Genomic DNA, 18595 nt, shown 5'->3' on the forward strand with positions numbered 1-18595 from the left:
ATGAGTGATTTTCCGACAAAAGCCCGCGTGGTTGTTATCGGTGGCGGTGTGGTGGGGACCTCCTCGCTGTATCATCTGGCCAAGAAAGGCTGGACCGACTGCGTTCTGCTGGAAAAGAACGAACTGACCGCCGGGTCTACATGGCACGCGGCAGGGAACGTGCCGACCTTCTCGACCTCGTGGGCGATCATGAACATGCAGCGCTATTCGACCGAGCTGTATGCGCGTCTGGGCGAGGAAGTCGATTACCCGATGAACTACCACCAGACCGGATCCATCCGTCTGGCGCACACCAAAGAGCGTGTGCAGGAGTTCGAGCGCGCCTGCGCCATGGGCCGCTATCAGGGCATCGAGATGGAGATGTGGACTCCCGAGCAGGCCAAGGAGAAATACCCGTTCCTGGAAACCCACGATCTGGAAGGCGTGCTGTTCGACCCCAGCGATGGTGACATCGACCCGGCGCAGCTGACGCAGGCGCTGGCCAAAGGCGCGCGCGATATGGGCGCGAAAATCCTGCGCTTTACGCCCGCGACCGGTGTGACCCAACATGAGGATGGCACCTGGACCGTCAGCACCGAAAAGGGCGATATCGACTGCGATTACGTGGTCAACGCCGCCGGGTATTACGCGCAGCGCGTTGGTGAGTGGTTCAAGCCCTATGGCGGGCGCACGGTGCCGATGATGGTGATGAGCCACCAGTATCTGCTGACCGAAGAAATCCCCGAGATTGAGGCTTGGTCGAAGCAAACCGGCAAAAAGCTGCCTCTGCTGCGCGACGTGGATGTGTCTTATTACCTGCGTCAGGAAAAGCACGGCTTTAACATCGGCCCATATGAGCCCAACTGCCGCGCCCATTGGGAGACCGACTCTGACCCGATGCCGGACGATTTCAGCTTCCAGCTCTGGTCCGACGATCTGGACCGGATCGAAGACATCGTCGCCGACGCGATGGAGCGTGTGCCGCTGTCCGGTGAGGCCGGAATCTCGCGCATCATCAACGGCCCGATCCCCTATGCGCCCGATGGCCTGCCGCTGATCGGCCCGATGCCCGGTGTGAAAAACGCGTTCGAGGCCTGCGTCTTTACCTTTGGCATCGCGCAGGGCGGCGGTGCTGGCAAGGTGCTGGCGGAATGGATCGTCGATGGCCACACCGAATGGGATATGTGGTCGGTCGATCCGCGCCGCTACACCGACTACACCGATCACGATTACTGCGTGAAAAAGGGGATGGAGGTTTACGGCAACGAATACGCCATGCATTTCCCCCACCACGAATGGCCCGCCGCGCGCGACAAGAAACTGTCGCCGGTGCATGACACGGTCAAGGAGCTGGGCGGTGTCATGGGCGCCTATAACGGCTGGGAACGCGCCAACTGGTTCGCGCAGCCGGGCGACGACACCTCGCTTGACGCCACGCACACATGGGGCCGCTCCGGTCCGTGGGAGAGCCGCATCAAAGAAGAATGTGAGGCCGTGCGCGACCATTGCGGCGTGCTCGACCTGCCGGGTTTCTCGCGCTTCATGGTCAAGGGCGAGGGTGCCGCCGAGGCGCTGCGCGGTCTGGTCACGGGCGGTCTGCCCAAGGCGGGCCGGATGAACCTTGTCTATATCTCGGACGACCGGGGCCGCATCCTGACCGAGATGTCCTGTATCCGTCTGGGCGAAGATGAGTTCGTGATGATCACCGCCGCCACCGCGCAGTGGCATGACCGCGACATCCTGCTGAAGGCGATGCCTGCCGGGGTGTCGGTCGAGGATGTCACCACCACCCGCGACACGCTGATCGTGACCGGCCCGAAATCGCGCGAAATCCTGTCGGGTCTGACCGATGCGGACCTGTCCACCGGATGGCTGACCCACCAGTCGGCCACCGTTGCAGGCCAACCCGCCTATCTGATCCGCGTGTCCTTTGCCGGTGAACTGGGTTGGGAGGTTCATGCCCTGAACGAGCATATGCCCGCGATCTACGGTGCGATCATCGACGCCGGGGCCAAGCCGTTTGGCATGTACGCGCTGAACAGCTTGCGTATCGAAAAGGGATACCGCGCGTGGAAAGGCGATCTGTCGACCGATTACTCGCTTCTGCAAGGCGGGCTGGGGCGGTTCGTCAAGCTGGACAAGCCGCAGGACTTCCCCGGCAAGGCGGCGATCCTGAACGAAAAGCAGCAGGGCGTGAAGAAGTCGTTCGTTACCCTGACGGTCGAAGCCGGTGAGTGTGACGCGCCCTATATGTCCTGCATCTGGCAAGGCGATCAGATTGTGGGTGAGACGACCTCGGGCGCATGGGGTTATCGCGTGGGCAAATCCATCGCGCTGGGCATGATCAGGACCGAGCTTGCCAATCCCGGCACCGAGCTTGAGGTCGAAATCTACGGTCAGAAACACCGTGCCGTGGTACAAGAGGACCAACCGCTTTGGGACCCCGAGAACGAGCGGTTGCGCGCGTAACCCCGTACGGAGATCGCCATGAGCAAACGATACGCCAAACTGGGGCCCGGAGAGGGTCCCAACTATGACTGGGAAAACGACCACACCTTCGTGAAGGTGTCGGGTCAGGACACCGGTGGCGCATATACGCTCATGGAAGACAATCTGAAGGCCAGCTTCGCGCTTGGCCTTCATCGCCACGACAGCCATGCCGAGACCTTCTATTTTCTGGAAGGTGCGGTGGATTTCTACGTCGATGGCGACTGGCATCGGTGTATGCCGGGCACGACGATGCATGTCCCGCCCGGGGTGCCCCATGCCTGCCGGGTGGCCGATGCGGCCCCCGCCAGAATGCTGATGATCTTCCAACCCTCGGGCTTCGATGGCTTTCTTGCGGAACTGGCCGGGATGGATGAGGCTGACTTTGCCGATGAGGCCAAAATGGCCGCGCTCAACGCGCGGTACGACATTGTGCCGATGGGTCCGGTTCCGGCGCATCCCGATGCTGCGGGCTGACAGATGACTTTGCCCGAAACCATGTCCGGCGTTTACCTGACCCGTCACGGCGGGCCAGAGGCGCTGGAATGGCGGCAGGATATTCCCGTTCCTCAACCCGGTCCAGGGCAGGTGTTGGTGCGCGTCGCGGCTGCCGGGGTCAACAACACCGATATCAACACTCGGGTTGGCTGGTATTCCTCGGACGTCACAAGCGCCACCGGGGAGGTCGATCAGGATGTCGAGGCCGGCGGCTGGGGCGGTGCGCTGCACTTCCCTCGGATTCAGGGCGGTGATCTGTGTGGCATCGTCGAAATGGTTGGCGCGGGGGCAGGGTTCAAGCCGGGTCAGCGCGTGACTTGTCCGATCAACCTGCCGCGCCCACGTCCGGGTCATCCGCAGGGGTTCATTGCCCTGGGGTCCGAGATCGATGGCGCGTTTGCGCAATATTGTCTGGTTGAGGCGGATGATCTTTATGACGTCAGCGGCTCGCCCCTTTCAGATGAGGAAATTGCCGCCATTCCCTGCGCCTTTGGCACCGCCGAGAACCTGCTGACCCGGGCGGGCGTGACTGCGGGCCACAAGGTCCTGATCACCGGCGCATCGGGCGGCGTTGGACTGGCTGCCGTGCAACTGGCCCGCCTGCGTGGCGCGTCGGTCTGGGGCGTGACCAGCGCGGCCAAGGCGGACGTGGTGAAGGCTCAGGGTGCGGTTCAGATATTTGACCGGGATGCCGCTTTGCCCGCCGACATGTTCGATGTTGTGATCGACGTGGTCGGTGGCCCGGCTTGGGCGGCGCTGATCCTGGCGCTGAAACCCGGCGGGCATTATGCGGTCTCGGGCGCGATTGCCGGTCCGATGGTTCAGGCCGATCTGCGCGACATCTATCTGCGCGACATTACCATCCACGGCTGCACCTATCAGGCGCCCGAGGTGTTTGGGCGTTTGGTCGAGTTGATGAATGCCGGGCGCATCAAACCGTTGATTTCCCGCACATACCCCTTAAGGGACATCATCACGGCGCAAGAGGATTTTCAATCCAAGGCGCTGCCTGGAAAACTGGTGCTGATCCCGTAAGGAGCTGGAAACATGGCCGATATTACCCTTCTGGATGGCTCGATCGGGCAAGAGCTGGTGAAACGCAGCGGGAAACGCCCGACGCCGTTGTGGTCGACACGGGTGATGATCGATCACCCCGAACTGGTGCACGACGTTCATGCCGAATATTTCCGGCGCGGCGCGACCGTGGCAACGACCAACACCTACGCCGTTCATCGTTCGCGTCTGGTGCGGGAAGGGATCGAGGATCAGCTTGCAACCCTGGTTGAAACAGCCGTCGCGCAGGCAAACGCCGCGCGGCAGGGTACGGCAGGGCGGGTGGCCGGATCGCTCGGCCCGCTTCTGGCAACCTACCGGCCTGATCTGAAACCTGACCCCGAGGATGCGGCACGGAAGTTCGGCGAACTGGTCTCGTTGATGGCGGACGACGTAGATCTGTTTCTGATCGAAACCGTGTCTTCAGTGCTCGAGGCCGAAGGCACCCTGCGCGGCACGGAAGGCTGCGGCAAGCCGGTGTGGCTGGCCCTGTCGGCCATGGATGATGACGGCACGCGGTTGCGCTCGGGCGAGCCTTTGGAGCTGATCGCGCCTTTGGTTGTGCAGTACCAACCGCAGGCGTTGCTGATCAACTGCACCCGGCCCGAGGCTGTTCCCGCAGCACTGGACATCCTGTCCGGTATGGGGTTGCCCTACGGAGCCTATGCCAACGGTTTCACCCATATTGCCGACGGGTTTTTGCAGGATGCGCCAACCGTTGACAGCCTTCAGCAGCGCCATGACCTTGGCCCCGACGCCTATGCAGATCACGCGATGGCTTGGGTGGAACAGGGGGCCACGATTGTTGGCGGATGCTGCGAGATCGGCCCGGACCATATCGAGGCACTGGCCCACCGCCTTGTGACTGCCGGTCATCAGATCGTCTGAACCGAATGGGGGCTGAATGAAAAAGAAAAACAATTCAGCTTCGGGGGATCAGATCGCTGACCCGATCCATTTTGACATTCTTGTCGCGCCCGGATTTGTGCTGCTGGAACTCGCGTCACTTGTGGATGTTCTGCGCATTGCCAACCGGGTGAGTCCGACGCCGCCATTCTCGTATAGCTACCGATCTCTGCGCGGCGGTGCCGTGGCCAGCAGCAGCGACGCGACAGTCGCGACCGAGGTCGTGTCGGCGCACCCCAACGCGGCTTATCTGTTCGTTATCGGCAACTCGAACCCGGACCACCCGGATCTGTCCTTGGGGCGGATCGTCTCGGACTATACCTATCGCGGTGCGCAGGTCTTCCTGCTGGCCGAAGCCGCCAGCCGGTATATCGATGAACAGGGCACTGCGGATCTGGCAACCCATTGGGAAAACGCCTCTTTCCTGCGTGAACGCGGTGCCCGGTTCGAGGCCACGCTGTCCATCGCCACCGAACGGGGCGGGGTGGTGACCTGCGCGGGTATGAGCGCGACCACCGATATCGCCCTGTCTGTGATCGGTGGCCATATCTCGGGCCCGACACAGATGACCGTGGCCGACATCATGCTGCACGAGAACATTCGCGACTTTGCGTCGATGCAACCCTTCTCGGGCGCGAAAACCACGGCAACAGGTGATGCCAAGCTGGATCAGTGCATCAAGCTGATGCAGGCGAATATCGAGGACCCTTTGCCCATTCACGAACTGGTGGACGCGCTTGGCATTTCGAACAGATCGCTTGAGCGGAAGTTCAAGGCCTTCTTCGGCACCACACCCAACGGGTTCTACCGTGAAATGCGATTGGCCAAGGCCAACAACCTGCTGCTGAACACCACCATGAGCGTTCGCGAAATCGGACTGGCCTGCGGGTTCCCGAACGGATTCTCCTCGGTCTACAAAAGTTTCTTCGGCGTCACGCCTTTCGTGATGCGTCGGCAAAAGAGACAATCCGCACAAAGATGATTTTTGCGGATGCGGTGACGTTTTTGATGGATTCTGTGTCGATCTTTCGTGTCATGCAGATGAAAACCTGACAAAGCGGAGTCGTCAGAATGGTTGATCTTCCCAACAAGGCCCGCGTGGTCATCATCGGCGGTGGCGTCGTCGGATGTTCGGTCGCGTATCACCTGACCAAGAAAGGCTGGAACGATGTTGTTCTGCTTGAACGCAAGCAACTGACCAGCGGCACCACATGGCACGCGGCGGGCCTGATTGCGCAGCTGCGCGCGACGGCCAACATGACCAAGCTGGCGAAATACAGTCAGGAGCTTTACGGCGCGCTGGAAGAAGAAACCGGCGTTGCCACCGGGTTCAAGCGGGTCGGCTCGATCACCGTGGCCCTGACCGAAGAACGCAAGGAAGAGATTTACCGTCAGGCCGCCATGGCCCGCGCCTTTGGCGTCGAGGTCGAGGAAATCTCGAACGAACGGGTGCAGGAGATGTACCCGCATCTGAATCTCGACGGTGTCACAGGTGCCGTTTACCTGCCCCTGGACGGGCAGGGCGATCCGGCAAACATTGCGCTGGCGCTGGCCAAGGGCGCGCGGCAGCGGGGCGGGATCGTCAAGGAGCGGATCAAAGTCACCGATATCGTCAAGCAGGGCCGCAAGGTCACGGGTGTGGACTGGGTCGCCGATGACGGCAGCGCCTCGGGTCACATCGAATGCGACATGGTGGTGAACTGCGCAGGCATGTGGGGCCACGAAGTTGGCCGCATGGCCGGCGTGAACGTGCCGCTGCACGCGTGTGAACACTTCTACATCGTCTCGGAGCCGATCGACGGCCTGACCCCGTTGCCGGTGCTGCGCGTGCCGGACGAATGCGCCTATTACAAGGAAGACGCGGGCAAGATGATGCTGGGCGCGTTCGAACCCAACGCCAAGCCCTGGGCGATGGATGGCATCCCCGACAGTTTCGAGTTTGACCAACTGCCCGAGGATTTCGACCACTTTGAGCCGATCCTTGAGGCCGCCTGCGAGCGGATGCCGATGCTGGCCGAGGCGGGGATTCATACCTTCTTCAACGGCCCGGAATCCTTCACGCCAGACGACGCCTATCATCTGGGTATTGCGCCCGAGATGGACAATGTCTGGGTCGCCGCCGGGTTCAACTCGATCGGTATCCAGTCCGCCGGTGGCGCGGGTATGGCGCTGGCCGAATGGATGGACAGCGGCGAGAAACCGTTCGATCTGGGTGACGTGGATATCAGCCGGATGCAGCCGTTTCAGGGCAACAAACAGTACCTGTATGAACGCTCGAAAGAGACGCTGGGCCTGCTTTACGCCGACCACTATCCCTATCGCCAGAAGGCCACCGCGCGCGGTGTGCGCCGGACACCGTTCCATCATCATTTGAAGGAGCAAGGGGCCGTGTTCGGCGAACTCGCGGGTTGGGAACGCGCCAACTGGTTTGCCAATGAAGGGCAGGAACGCGATTACCAGTACAGCTGGAAACGCCAGAACTGGTTCGAAAACTCGGCAGTCGAACACCGGGCGGTGCGAGAGAATGTCGGCATGTACGATATGTCGTCCTTCGGCAAAATCCGCGTCGAAGGCCCGGATGCCGAGGCGTTCATGAACTATATCGGCGGCGGTGATTACGCGGTGCCCAATGGCAAGATCGTTTACACCCAGTTCCTGAACCGCTCGGGCGGGATCGAGGCTGACGTGACCGTCACCCGCCTGACCGAGACCTCTTATCTGGTCGTCACCCCGGCGGCGACGCGTCTTGCCGATCAGACCTGGATGCAGCGCAATGCCGGTGGTTTTAACGTGGTCATTACGGACGTTACCGCAGGCGAGGGCGTGCTGGCCGTCATGGGCCCGAACGCGCGCAAGCTGCTGGAAAAAGTCTCTCCGGCCGATTTCTCGAACGCGACCAACCCGTTTGGCACCGCGCAGGAGATAGAGATCGGCATGGGCCTGGCCCGCGCCCATCGCGTGACCTATGTGGGCGAGCTTGGGTGGGAGGTATATGTTTCCTCCGACATGGCAGGCCATGTCTTTGAGACGCTGCATGAGGCCGGTCAGGACATGGGGCTGAAACTGTGCGGTATGCACATGATGGACAGTTGCCGGATCGAAAAGGGCTTCCGCCATTTCGGTCATGACATCACCTGCGAGGATCATGTGGTTGATGCGGGCCTTGGCTTTGCCGTCAAGGTCGACAAGGGCTGCGACTTTATCGGGCGCGAGGCTGTGATCGCGCGCAAGGAAAGTGGGCCGAAGAACCGTCTGGTGCAGTTCAAGCTGACCGATCCCGAGCCATTGTTGTTCCACAATGAACCGATCCTCCGCGACGGCGAATATGTGGGCTATCTGAGTTCGGGCAACTATGGCCACACGCTGGGCGGAGCCATCGGCATGGGTTATGTGCCCTGCGAGGGCGAGAAAGCAGCGGATGTTCTGGCCTCAACCTACGAGATCGACGTGTGTGGTGTGAAGGTCAAGGCAGAAGCCTCGCTCAAGCCGATGTACGATCCAAAATCGGAACGTGTGAAACTGTGACGAAGGGGGCAGGGGGCGCTGCCCCCGCCGCCCGTGCCGGGCGACTCCCCCGGGATATTTAGAGCCAGATGAAGCAGGGGATCCGGACTTCATCTGGCCCCAAATATCCCGGAGCGCGAGGCAGAGCCTCGCATTCGCAACAGCGCCTTTTACGCGACGTTCGTGGGTGACCCATCACAATTCGTTATGTGGGACTTCACGGTTTTCAGAGTTTTCAAGCGCCGCTGATCTGCCGTAAACCGGTCCGGTATCATCCGGAGTTCCCCCGTGGCAGACACGCCCGTACCTTCCCAGAACGTGGACACGCCCAAGGGGCTTGCTCTGGCTGTCACGGCCTATGTTTTGTGGGGGTTTCTTCCGCTTTACATGAAGGCGCTGGATCATCTGGGCCCCTTCGAGGTGGTTGCACATCGTGTGATCTGGTCAGTGCCGGTGGCGGGGTTGTTGCTGGTTGCTCTTGGACGCACGCGGGATTTGAAGGCGGCGCTTGGCAATCCCAAGATGCTGGGCATGGCCGCTGTGACGGCAGCGCTGATTTCCATTAACTGGGCGATCTATGTCTGGGCGATTTCAACCGGCCACGCGCTGGATGCCGCTTTGGGGTACTATATCAACCCGCTGTTCAGTATCGCACTGGGTGCCCTGCTGTTGCGAGATTCGCTGACGCGTACGCAATTGCTGGCCATCGGTCTTGCGGCGTTGGGCGTTGTGGTTCTGGTTCTGGAAGCCGGGCGCCTGCCATGGGCTGCGCTGAGTCTGATGGTGACCTGGGGCTTTTATGCGTTTTTCAAACGATCTTTACCGATTGGCCCAAATCAGGGTTTTCTGCTTGAGGTTCTGATCCTGCTGATCCCCGCGCTGGTCTATGTGACCTGGCTGGGTGTTCAGGGCTCGGGCCATTTTGGAGTGAGGCTGTCGGACACGCTGTTGCTGTCCTGCGCAGGGGTCGTCACCGCAGTGCCGCTTTTGGTCTATGCCAACGGGGCCAAGCTGGTGCGCCTGTCGACGATGGGAATTCTGCAATATATCGCACCCACGATGATCTTCATCACGGCTGTAACCGTGTTCGGAGAACAGATCGACCGGGGCCGCATGATCGCCTTCCCGCTGATCTGGTCGGCTCTGGTGGTGTATTCGATCCCGATGATCCGGCAGGCGCGGGCTCAGGCCTGAAGCAAAAGCCGTGCGGCTTTGTCGGCCCAGATCGCATAGGCTTTGGGGCTTGGATGGTACCCGTCCGGCGCAGCCAGTGCCGGATCGTCGGGTAAGTCCAGTGTCAGATGCTTGAGTTGCGGGTGGGCCGCTGCGACCTGTTGCAATCCGCGATCCAGCCGGGCGGATTGGCGCCCCAGAACCCAGGCCAGAGGATGTGGCAAGGCGGGAAAGCGGCTCATCCGGGGAACGCCGGTCACCACAACCTTGCGCGCGCCAAACCGTTGCGTCAGCAGTTTCGCCAACTGGTTCTGCCGGTCGAGGAAGCGACGGTATGTAACCCCACGGGTCACGTCATTGACCCCAAGCGCGGTGACGACGGCGTCGAATTCGCCCTGAATCCCAAGCAGGCGGTCGATCGTGTCCTGGGTCGTGTGCCCCGTCGTGGCCTCCAGCCGCCATTCGACCGCGTGATGCCGGGACAGTCGGTTCACCAGTTGACCCGAAAGCGCCTGATCCTGCGTGCCCGCACCGACCCCGGCGGCAGAGCTGTCACCCGTGATCAACAGACGCAGACGCGGCCCGCGCCCGGTGCGCCCTTCGCGCGGCCCGATGGGTTCGGGCAACATCTGGGCCTTGCGGCGCACGGTCAGCCCTTGAACTGCCAGAACAGGCAGCAGAGGCAGGCGCAAAATCTGATCGGCGGCAATCGGGTTTGGCATGTTCAGCTGAGCGCGGATTTGAATTCCAGAAAGCGCGGGTCGCTCATTACGCGGGCCATCATCGCCTCACGCAGGGCTCCGATGGTCTTGTGGGGGCGCATGGCGACCTCGAATTGCTGTATCAGGCCATCGTTGTTCAGGGTGATCAGGTCCACGCCGACTGCATCCAGATCGCCGACCTTGCATTGGAACTCCAGCGCCCAATCGTTGCCGTCGCCCATGACCCGGCGATAGCGAAAATCGGAAAAAACCTGTCCGACGTGACCCAGCACAGCCGCAACCGGGGCGCGGCCTGTCCACGTGCTGTAATAGGTCGGTGGCATGAACCGGACGTCTTCGGCCAGAAGCTCATGGATCAGCGTCTCGTCGCCCTTGGCGACAACCTCTTGCATACGTTGGATTGTTGGATGCATGTCCTCTCCCCTTGCTGATCTCAAAGGTTTACGATCACTGCGCGGCACGCAAGGACGACGTTGCGGGAAGGGGCACTCTGCGATAGGCACAGCCGCATGAGCGAGACCTATGATCCCCCCCAGACACCGCTGGATATATTGCACGAAGATGCGCAACTGATCGTGGTGAACAAACCCTCGGGCCTGTTGTCCGTGCCGGGGCGGGGCGAGCATCTGGCCGATTGCCTGCTGACCCGGGTACAGGCGGCGTTTCCGCAGGCCCTGTTGGTGCACCGGCTGGATCGGGATACCTCGGGCGTGATGGTGTTTGCCCAGACACCTCATGCGCAGCGGCATCTGAGTATGCAGTTCGAGCAGCGCCAGACCCGAAAAACCTATGTCGCGCGCGTTTGGGGGCACCTTGAGGCCAAGACGGGGACGGTAAACTTACCGCTGATCGTCGATTGGCCCAACCGACCGCGCCAAATGGTGTGCCATGAGACCGGCAAGCCGGCCGTCACAGATTGGCGCGTGGTGAAATACGACGGCGACACGACGCGCGTGCGTCTGTTTCCCAAAACCGGACGGTCGCATCAGTTGCGGATTCACATGCAAGCGTTGGGCCACCCGATTCTGGGTGACCCGTTCTATGCCGAAGGTGCGGCTCGGGATTACCCGCGCCTGATGCTGCATTCCGAGGAGTTGCGATTGAAACATCCCGAAGGTGGTGTTTCGATGAAATTCAGGGCACCTGCGGATTTCTGATCTTAAACGGCGCTGCCCCACAGCATTTTCAGATTGCCGAGAGAAAAGCGCCGTGTGCGTTTGCGCGGCGTTGCCTTTTCGCAATGCCGCGCGGATGCCAGTTCGCGCTCGATCTCAAAGGCGCGCAGGCTGTGGTCCTGTGACCAGCGGTCCAGTTTCAGGGTCATCATCACGTGATTGTCGCGGCTGGGCATGGTTGCCTCCTTTTCTTGTGCTGACCCAGCCTCGCCCAATACTCCTGACACCACCCTGTCAGGGGGCTGTGCTAAAGTGTCAGTACTTGTCACGGAGATCACCATGCGCCGTTCGTCCCGATTGTTTGAAATCATCCAGATCCTGCGTGCCTCGGATGTGCCGGTCACGGCGGATGCGCTGACTGAACGGCTGGAGGTGTCGGTGCGCACGGTCTATCGCGACATTGCCGAATTGCAGGCCCAGCGCACGCCGATCGAAGGCGAGGCCGGGGTCGGCTACATTATGCGGCGAGGCTATGACCTGCCGCCGCTGAATTTCGATTCCGAAGAGGTTGAGGCGCTGTGGGTGGGTCTGTCGATGCTGGCCCGAACAGGCGACAGCCACCTGCAGCGGGCGGCCAACCGGATCTGCCAGAAGATCGACGCGCTGCATTGCCCGGCGGACTGGCTACAAGTCGCAACCTGGGGAGCACCGGTCGATGATCCGGCCAAGGGTTGCATTCCGGTCGCGCAATATCGCGAGGCAATCCGGGCCGAGCAGAAGATCCGCATCACTTATGTCAGCGGCGAAGGCCAACGCTCGGAACGGATCGTCCGGCCCGTGGCCCTGATCTATCACATCGAATGCACCATGCTGGCAGGGTGGTGCGAGCTGCGCAGCGCCTTCCGGCATTTCAGAACCGACCGTATCTGGGCCTGCGAGGCTACGGGTCAGAGCTTTGGCGGCCAGGGTGCATCCCTGCGCGATCTGTGGAACGAACAGGAGGGTGTGACCGCAGCCCAGTAACCCGTCTTGGCGGGGAATCGCCGACCTCACCGCATTGTTGCTTGAGCCTGCCTGCAGACGCCGTGATATACTGCGCTGAACAAGGCAAACCCGAACAAACGGGGGCCAGAGCAGAAGGTGACATCATGACGATTTCCAAGTTTTTTATGGCAAGTGGGCTGTGCTCGGCGATGGCATTGGCGGCGTGTACCGATCCGGGCACGCTGAACCTGCCCAGTGATCCCAACCAGAACGCCAGACAGGGCGCCATTATCGGTGGGCTGGTCGGCGCGGGTGTTGGCGCGATTGCCAATGATTCCGACCCTCTGCTGGGTGCATTGGCCGGAGGCGCCATTGGCGCGGCGGGCGGTGGCCTGATCGGCAATCAACTGGACAAGCAGGCGGCTGAACTGCGCCAGCAACTGGCCAATGACGGGATCACCATCGTCAATGCCGGGGATCGCCTGATCGTCACCGTGCCGAATGACATCACCTTTGACACCGACAGCGCCACCGTGCGCCCGGCCCTGCGCGCCGATCTGACGCGCGTTGGCCAGAATCTGGTGAACTACCCGAATTCGAACGTGCAGATCATCGGGCACACAGACAGCGATGGCGACGCCGCCTATAACCAGGGCCTGTCCGTACGTCGTGCGAATGCGGTGGCCGATATTCTTCAGGCCAACGGTGTGAACTACAACCGCATTCGCACCATCGGGCAGGGTGAGAACAACCCGGTTGCCTCGAACCTGACACCTGCGGGCAAGGCACAGAACCGCCGGGTCGAGATTGTGATCGTTCCCAGCGGCAACGCCTGATCGCGCAGCACCTGTGCAAGAAACGGGGTTTGGATCGAGCCTGTCCCGGTCTAACTATGGGGAAACAACGAAACGGAGTTTCCCCCGATGTCCAACCCCACGCTGCTGGGCCTGTCCGGGTCCCTGCGCCAGAACGCAACCAACCGCAAATTGCTGCGCGAGGCCGCGCGCCTGTTTGACCCCGCCAGCTTTGTCGAAGCCGATCTGAACCTGCCGCTTTACGATGGTGATCTGGAAGAGGGTGAGGGCATCCCGGCCATGGTCCAAACGCTCAGGGATCAGATCGAGCAGGCGGATGCGGTGATCATCTCGACCCCGGAATATAACAAGGGGCCGTCGGGCGTTTTGAAGAACGCGCTGGATTGGGTCAGCCGGACCGAGGGCAACCCATGGGCCGACAAGCCGGTTGCCGTGATGTCGGCGGCGGCGGGCCGCGCGGGCGGGGAACGGGCGCAGATGATCCTGCGCGCCTATATGGTGCCGTTCCAGCCGATGATCCTGCAAGGCCCCGAGATTCATCTGGCCAACAGTTCGAACGAATTCGACGAACAGGGCAGGCTGGTCAGTGCGCGGTATGAAAAGTCACTGGGCACCCTGATGCAGAAGCTGCGTGGCCTGATCGCATAACGCGCGGTCGCGGCCGCCCCACCGGTGGTGCCAGTGTTACAGCGAGGCTTCGGGCCGGAAATCATCCGGGATCGTGTCGCGCTCGTCCAGGATCAGATCGGCCAAGACCTCGGCCACCTTCGGGGCCATGCCGAAACCGATCTTGAACCCTCCGTTGGCGATGAACTGCCCTTGGTGCAGCGGGTGTTCCCCAAGCATTGGCGCGCGGCTTTTGCTGCGGGGGCGAACACCGGCCCAACGCTCGATCACTTCGGCCCCGTGCAGCACGGGAACCGCCTGCATCGCCCGTTCGATCACATCGTCCAGCGCGCTGTCGGTGCTGGTGGGATCGTCGTAACCGCGTTCCGAGGTCGAGCCGATGGCCAGAGTTCCGTCCGCATGGGGTACGATATGGATCGCATCCGCAAACAGCTGCGGCACCGGGCCCGCATCAAACCGCAACAGCGCCGCTTGCCCTTTCACGCCATTGCCGACCGTTTTGCCGAAAGCGTCGCTCAGCTCTTGCAGACCGGCCAGCCCGGTGGCGTGCACGACGTGGCCAGCATCGGGTGCGTTGGCGACAACCTCGACCCCCATGACCGCCAAAGCCGCCACCAGCGCGGCACAGGCGCGGCGCGGGTGCATGCGGGCGGTCAGGGTGTCATGGATGACATAGCCGGTCGGGCTGGGCGGGGACCATGATCCGGCCTCAGCCACGTCGATCACCCTCCACGCGGCCCGGCCCTGCCACAGTTCCTGTGCCGTGAGTTCCCGCGCGCGCGCCAGATCAAGGCTGCGCTGGTCCGCAATTGGCTGGATGCGCCCCAGCCGCCCGTATCCCGCTGAAACGCCCCCGACGGCCTCGACCTGCGTCCAGAAGGGTTCGGCCATGATCAGGCTGTCGAACTGAAAGGCCTTCTTGGCGTTCCAGTTCTCGGGCACGTGCGGAGCCAGCGCCCCGACCAGACCGCCGCTGGAGCCCGCGCCCGGGCCAAAGGGGTCGACAACCTGCACCTTCGCGCCGCGTCGCGCGCAGGTCCAGGCGATGGACAGGCCGAAAATCCCAGCGCCGCGGACCGTCACATCGACCATTGCCAAATTCCTTTTCCTTGTTCAGTGTCGCGCCGCTTAGCTACAGGATTCCCCGATGGCAGACCAGCGCGCCGAGGTCACATGGACCGAGGATCAGATACCCGTCTCGGATCGTTTCGACGACCCATATTACTCGCTGCAAAACGGGGTTGAAGAGACGCGCCATGTGTTCCTTGCGGGCAACGACCTGCCTGCGCGCTTTGCGCCCGGTTTTCACATTGCCGAACTGGGCTTTGGCACCGGGCTGAACATGCTCACCGCTTGGTCGGTATGGGAGCAGTCAGGTCACACGACACCGCTGAGGTTCACAAGCTTCGAAGCGTATCCGATGGAGCTCGAGGACATGCGGCGGGCCTTGGCGGTATTTCCCGAATTGACGCCCTGGGCGGATCGATTTCTTGCACAATGGGCGGGGGGTGGATGCCAGTTGGAAACGCTGGACCTGACCGTTGTCGTAGGCGATGCGCGTCAGACCTTGTGCGACTGGCAGGACAAGGCGGATGCGTGGTTTCTGGATGGCTTCTCGCCCGCCAAAAACCCCGAGCTTTGGGGCGCGGACCTGATGCAGCAGGTCGCCGACCACACGGTCAATGGCGGCACCGCCGCAACCTACACCGCCGCCGGATTCGTGCGGCGGGGACTTGAGGACGCCGGTTTCGACGTGACCCGAACCCCCGGCTATGGCCGCAAACGCCACATGACACGGGCGGTCAAAGCATGACGCAGCAAAACAACGTCCGTGCAGGCATCGCCCTGATGATCGGTGCCACCATCGTCTTTGCTTTGCAGGACGGAATCTCGCGCCATCTGGCCGGGACATACAACACCTACATGGTTGTGATGATCCGCTATTGGTTCTTTGCGGCCTTCGTTATCACTCTGGCCGCGCGGTCATCGGGTGGGCTGGGCGCGGCCACACGAACCAGTCAACTTGGGCTGCAGATCTTTCGCGGCATCCTGCTGGCAGGTGAGATTTGCGTCGCCGTGTTCAGCTTCACCGTTTTGGGCCTGATCGACAGTATGGCGGTCTTCATCTGCTATCCGCTGCTTGTCGCGGCCCTCAGCGGCCCTGTGTTGGGCGAAAAGGTGGGTTGGCGCAGATGGGCGGCGATTGGTGTTGGCTGTATCGGGGTCCTGATCATCCTGCAACCGGGCGTCGGCGTGTTTAACCCATGGGCCATCATCCCGCTGATCTCGGCCCTGATGTTTGCCCTGTATGGCCTTCTGACGCGCTATGCCGCGCGCCGCGACAGCACGGCCACCAGCTTTTTCTGGACCGGCGTGTCCGGCGCAGTCGCAATGACGCTTGTCGGTATGTGGTTCTGGGAACCCATGGCCCCGCGCGACTGGGGCTGGATGGCGGTTCTGTGCGTCAGCGGCGCGCTTGGGCACTGGCTGCTGATCAAGTGTTACGAAATGGCCGAGGCCAGTGCAGTTCAACCCTTTGCCTATTTCCACCTCGTCTGGAGCGCGATCCTGGGCATCTCGATCTTTGGTGAGGTGCTGCGCCCCGAAGTTGTCGTCGGGGCCGCCTTTGTCGTGGCGGCGGGCCTGTTCACCCTATGGCGCGAACGCCGCCAGAGTTGACCCGGTCAGTTCTTGCGAGAACGGGATCGGCAGGGCCGGTTTACCCAGCCGCGCCCGATAGACCGGCAGGCTTTCGGCCACACGCATCACATAGTTGCGGGTTTCGCTGAACGGTATCGTCTCGATCCAGTCCACCACATCCACCTGCCCCCGGCGCGGGTCGCCATAGCGCTGCATCCACGAAATGGGTCGCCTTGGCCCGGCGTTATAACCTGCCGCCATCATGACCACATTGCCGTTGAAATCCGCCGCCAGCCCGGACAGGTAGTTGGCCCCCAGCTTGGCGTTATACTGCCAGTCCGAGGTCAACCGACCGGTCTGATGCCCGCTGAGTATCCCCAACTCCTGCGCCACCAGTTTCGCTGTGGCGGGCATCACTTGCATCAGTCCCCGCGCGCCCGCGCCGCTGATCACTACCGGATCAAACTCACTTTCGCGACGGGCAATGGCCAGCGTCATTTCCTTGGCCATTGGCAGGCCCATATCGGCGACGGGATGCACCGGGTAATAAGCCGCTGGCAGAACCGTCCCGGTGGTGGCCGCCCGCTTGGCGATCATCACCGCCAGATGTGGTTCGTTCAACTCAATCGCCAGATCGCCAAGCTGATTGGCCTGAACCGGGTCGAGGCCTTCGACCAGATGGGTCAAAAACCGTTCCGACAGATTGTCCTCGCCCGCTTTCAACAGCAGCAACCCCGCCTCAAGAACGCTGGAATCGGCGAACCCCGCCTGCCGCCAATGCGGTGCACGGCGCGGGGTGGCCAGTTCAGGATCAAACGGGCGCCCGATCTGTTCAGCCGCCAGCAGTCCGTAGAATGAGGTCTGATTGTCGGCCCCGACAGCATAGGCTTCATAGGCTTTCTCGGCATTGCCCTGCGCGGCATAGGCGCGGCCCAGCCAATACCCTCCACGCCCTTTCGAGATTGGGGACTGCACTGCGGTCGAGAAATTCTGGAAATGGCGCACGGCAGTTGCCGGGTCGTCCAGCCTGCGCAGGGCCAGAAATCCGGCCAGCCATTCCAGATCGGCATAGGCATAGCCCATCTCAGGCGTCATATGGTGGTTTGCGGCGATCTGATAGGCCCGCGCGGCGCTGCCCTGCCGCATCTCAAGCCGCGCCAGCCTGCGCCGCCCTTCGGCCCATTTGTCCGGCTCACCCAGGGCTTCGGGGCTGGTCGATCGGGCCAGCATCAGATCGATGGCGCTGTCGTCCAGTTCCTTCCGGTCGCGCCAGACAAAACGATCAAAGGCAAGTCCCGGCGCGTCCGCGACCGTCTTTGGAACCGCCGCAACCTTGGCATCGACCCCCGGCGCGCGCTTTTGCAACGCGATCCGAGCCTCGGCCAGTTTGCGGTCATCTGCGCCGACCAAGGGCAACATCTGCGCTGCGCTGACCAGATGACCATCCCATAACATCCGGTCCAGCCGCGCCGCATGATGAGGCTTCAACAGCTTGCCGAAATTCTCAAGGTAATCCTTCTGCAACCCGGACCCCATCGGCATCGTGCGCCATGCGGTGACGATATCGGCCTGCGCCTCGCCCTGTTGCCCCTTGGCCATCAGTGCCACGGCATGGTTCAACGCGCCTTCCGCTGTCTGTGGCGGTGTGTCGGCATAGAACCTAAGAACCCGATCGGGGTCCGCGCCCGTAAAAGACGGCTCGCTTTTCCGGCGCAGCCAGGCCAGGCCGGGCCAATCCGGGCGGCGATCCAGAAACACCAGCACATCGCCGGAACTGCCAAACCCTTGCCGCAACCAGTGCCAGACAATGATATCGCGCGAAACAGACCCGCGTTGCCCGGACACGCGCAGCGCCTCGTTCCAGTCCCCTTTGCGCATCTCGCTGAGCCCGGCACGCAGATCGGCGGCGGCGTCTGCCTGCGCTGGGTGTGTTGACAATGTGGAATACAGAATCACGGCCACCAACAGGCCCAGAACGCGTGTCATGCCTTGCATTTCCCAACCAACCAAGGATAGAGGCTGTGAGGATAAACCTTGCGCCGCCGGGATCAACTCACAAAGCCTAAATCGTGATGGCCCGCGATGTAAAAAA

The 18595-nt window shown here is 61.9% G+C and carries 18 protein-coding genes; 13 read left to right on the top strand and 5 right to left on the bottom strand.

What is annotated here, in order from left to right:
* The 7 genes from ACR0E6_RS19435 to rarD all read left to right on the top strand — a co-directional run bounded on the left by ACR0E6_RS19435 (position 1) and on the right by rarD (position 9621).
* Complete coding sequence (locus ACR0E6_RS19435; RefSeq protein WP_480586344.1) at positions 1–2448, top strand: GcvT family protein; 2448 nt, start codon at positions 1–3, stop codon at positions 2446–2448.
* Between the two features lie 18 nt (positions 2449–2466).
* The gene (locus ACR0E6_RS19440) at positions 2467–2943 is read left to right on the top strand and encodes a cupin domain-containing protein (protein WP_170624575.1); all 477 of its coding nucleotides are present in this window, start codon (positions 2467–2469) and stop codon (positions 2941–2943) included.
* Between the two features lie 3 nt (positions 2944–2946).
* Complete coding sequence (locus tag ACR0E6_RS19445) at positions 2947–3999, top strand: alcohol dehydrogenase family protein (RefSeq protein WP_480586347.1); 1053 nt, start codon at positions 2947–2949, stop codon at positions 3997–3999.
* Positions 4000–4011: 12 nt separating this feature from the next.
* Entirely contained in the window at positions 4012–4905 is an 894-nt protein-coding gene (locus ACR0E6_RS19450) for a homocysteine S-methyltransferase family protein (protein WP_480586350.1), read from the top strand.
* A gap of 16 nt (positions 4906–4921) precedes the next feature.
* Complete coding sequence (locus ACR0E6_RS19455) at positions 4922–5905, top strand: GlxA family transcriptional regulator (protein WP_480586352.1); 984 nt, start codon at positions 4922–4924, stop codon at positions 5903–5905.
* A gap of 89 nt (positions 5906–5994) precedes the next feature.
* Positions 5995–8448 (top strand): GcvT family protein, encoded by a 2454-nt coding sequence (locus ACR0E6_RS19460; RefSeq protein ID WP_480586355.1) that lies wholly within the window; start codon positions 5995–5997, stop codon positions 8446–8448.
* Positions 8449–8715: 267 nt separating this feature from the next.
* Positions 8716–9621 carry an EamA family transporter RarD gene (gene rarD, locus ACR0E6_RS19465; RefSeq protein ID WP_480586357.1) on the top strand — a complete coding sequence of 302 codons (906 nt, stop codon included), beginning with the start codon at positions 8716–8718 and terminating at the stop codon, positions 9619–9621.
* On the opposite strand, the gene ACR0E6_RS19470 is transcribed toward rarD, so the two are convergent.
* Positions 9612–10322, bottom strand: a complete 711-nt coding sequence (locus ACR0E6_RS19470) for an SGNH/GDSL hydrolase family protein (RefSeq protein ID WP_480586360.1) — start codon at positions 10320–10322, stop codon at positions 9612–9614. The two genes, rarD and ACR0E6_RS19470, sit on opposite strands and share 10 nt — an antisense overlap.
* Positions 10323–10324: 2 nt before the next feature.
* A complete protein-coding gene (locus ACR0E6_RS19475; RefSeq protein ID WP_170455167.1) occupies positions 10325–10735 on the bottom strand; it encodes a nuclear transport factor 2 family protein in 411 nt (136 codons plus the stop codon).
* Positions 10736–10795: 60 nt separating this feature from the next.
* Between ACR0E6_RS19475 and ACR0E6_RS19480 the strand changes: the two genes are divergently transcribed.
* Positions 10796–11479, top strand: coding sequence for an RluA family pseudouridine synthase (locus ACR0E6_RS19480; RefSeq protein WP_480586363.1), 684 nt, complete (start codon positions 10796–10798; stop codon positions 11477–11479).
* Positions 11480–11481: 2 nt separating this feature from the next.
* Here the strand turns inward: ACR0E6_RS19480 and ACR0E6_RS19485 are convergent, their stop codons facing one another.
* A complete protein-coding gene (locus ACR0E6_RS19485) occupies positions 11482–11673 on the bottom strand; it encodes a hypothetical protein (RefSeq protein WP_170455163.1) in 192 nt (63 codons plus the stop codon).
* Between the two features lie 103 nt (positions 11674–11776).
* On the opposite strand from ACR0E6_RS19485, the gene ACR0E6_RS19490 reads away from it, so the two are divergent.
* The 3 genes from ACR0E6_RS19490 (at position 11777) to ACR0E6_RS19500 (ending at position 13884) form a co-directional block, all read left to right on the top strand.
* Positions 11777–12460, top strand: a complete 684-nt coding sequence (locus ACR0E6_RS19490; protein ID WP_480586366.1) for a helix-turn-helix transcriptional regulator — start codon at positions 11777–11779, stop codon at positions 12458–12460.
* Positions 12461–12585: 125 nt separating this feature from the next.
* Positions 12586–13257, top strand: a complete 672-nt coding sequence (locus tag ACR0E6_RS19495; RefSeq protein WP_170455159.1) for a YiaD family glycine zipper/OmpA-like lipoprotein — start codon at positions 12586–12588, stop codon at positions 13255–13257.
* An 87-nt stretch (positions 13258–13344) separates the two neighbouring features.
* Positions 13345–13884 (top strand): NAD(P)H-dependent oxidoreductase, encoded by a 540-nt coding sequence (locus ACR0E6_RS19500; RefSeq protein WP_170455157.1) that lies wholly within the window; start codon positions 13345–13347, stop codon positions 13882–13884.
* 36 nt (positions 13885–13920) lie between these two features.
* Here ACR0E6_RS19500 and ACR0E6_RS19505 read toward each other — a convergent pair whose 3' ends face one another.
* Entirely contained in the window at positions 13921–14955 is a 1035-nt protein-coding gene (locus ACR0E6_RS19505; protein WP_170624564.1) for an NAD(P)/FAD-dependent oxidoreductase, read from the bottom strand.
* Between the two features lie 55 nt (positions 14956–15010).
* Between ACR0E6_RS19505 and mnmC2 the strand changes: the two genes are divergently transcribed.
* Both mnmC2 and ACR0E6_RS19515 read left to right on the top strand, forming a co-directional pair.
* Positions 15011–15676 (top strand): tRNA (5-methylaminomethyl-2-thiouridine)(34)-methyltransferase MnmC2, encoded by a 666-nt coding sequence (gene mnmC2 / locus ACR0E6_RS19510; RefSeq protein ID WP_480586369.1) that lies wholly within the window; start codon positions 15011–15013, stop codon positions 15674–15676.
* Positions 15673–16542, top strand: coding sequence for a DMT family transporter (locus ACR0E6_RS19515; protein ID WP_170455150.1), 870 nt, complete (start codon positions 15673–15675; stop codon positions 16540–16542). The genes mnmC2 and ACR0E6_RS19515 overlap by 4 nt, the downstream gene beginning before the upstream one ends.
* Here ACR0E6_RS19515 and ACR0E6_RS19520 read toward each other — a convergent pair.
* On the bottom strand, positions 16516–18489 hold the full coding sequence (locus ACR0E6_RS19520) for a lytic transglycosylase domain-containing protein (RefSeq protein WP_480586371.1): 1974 nt from the start codon (positions 18487–18489) through the stop codon (positions 16516–16518). The genes ACR0E6_RS19515 and ACR0E6_RS19520 overlap by 27 nt on opposite strands.
* Positions 18490–18595 lie beyond the last annotated feature (106 nt).

The organism is Ruegeria sp. AP12, assembly GCF_056540025.1.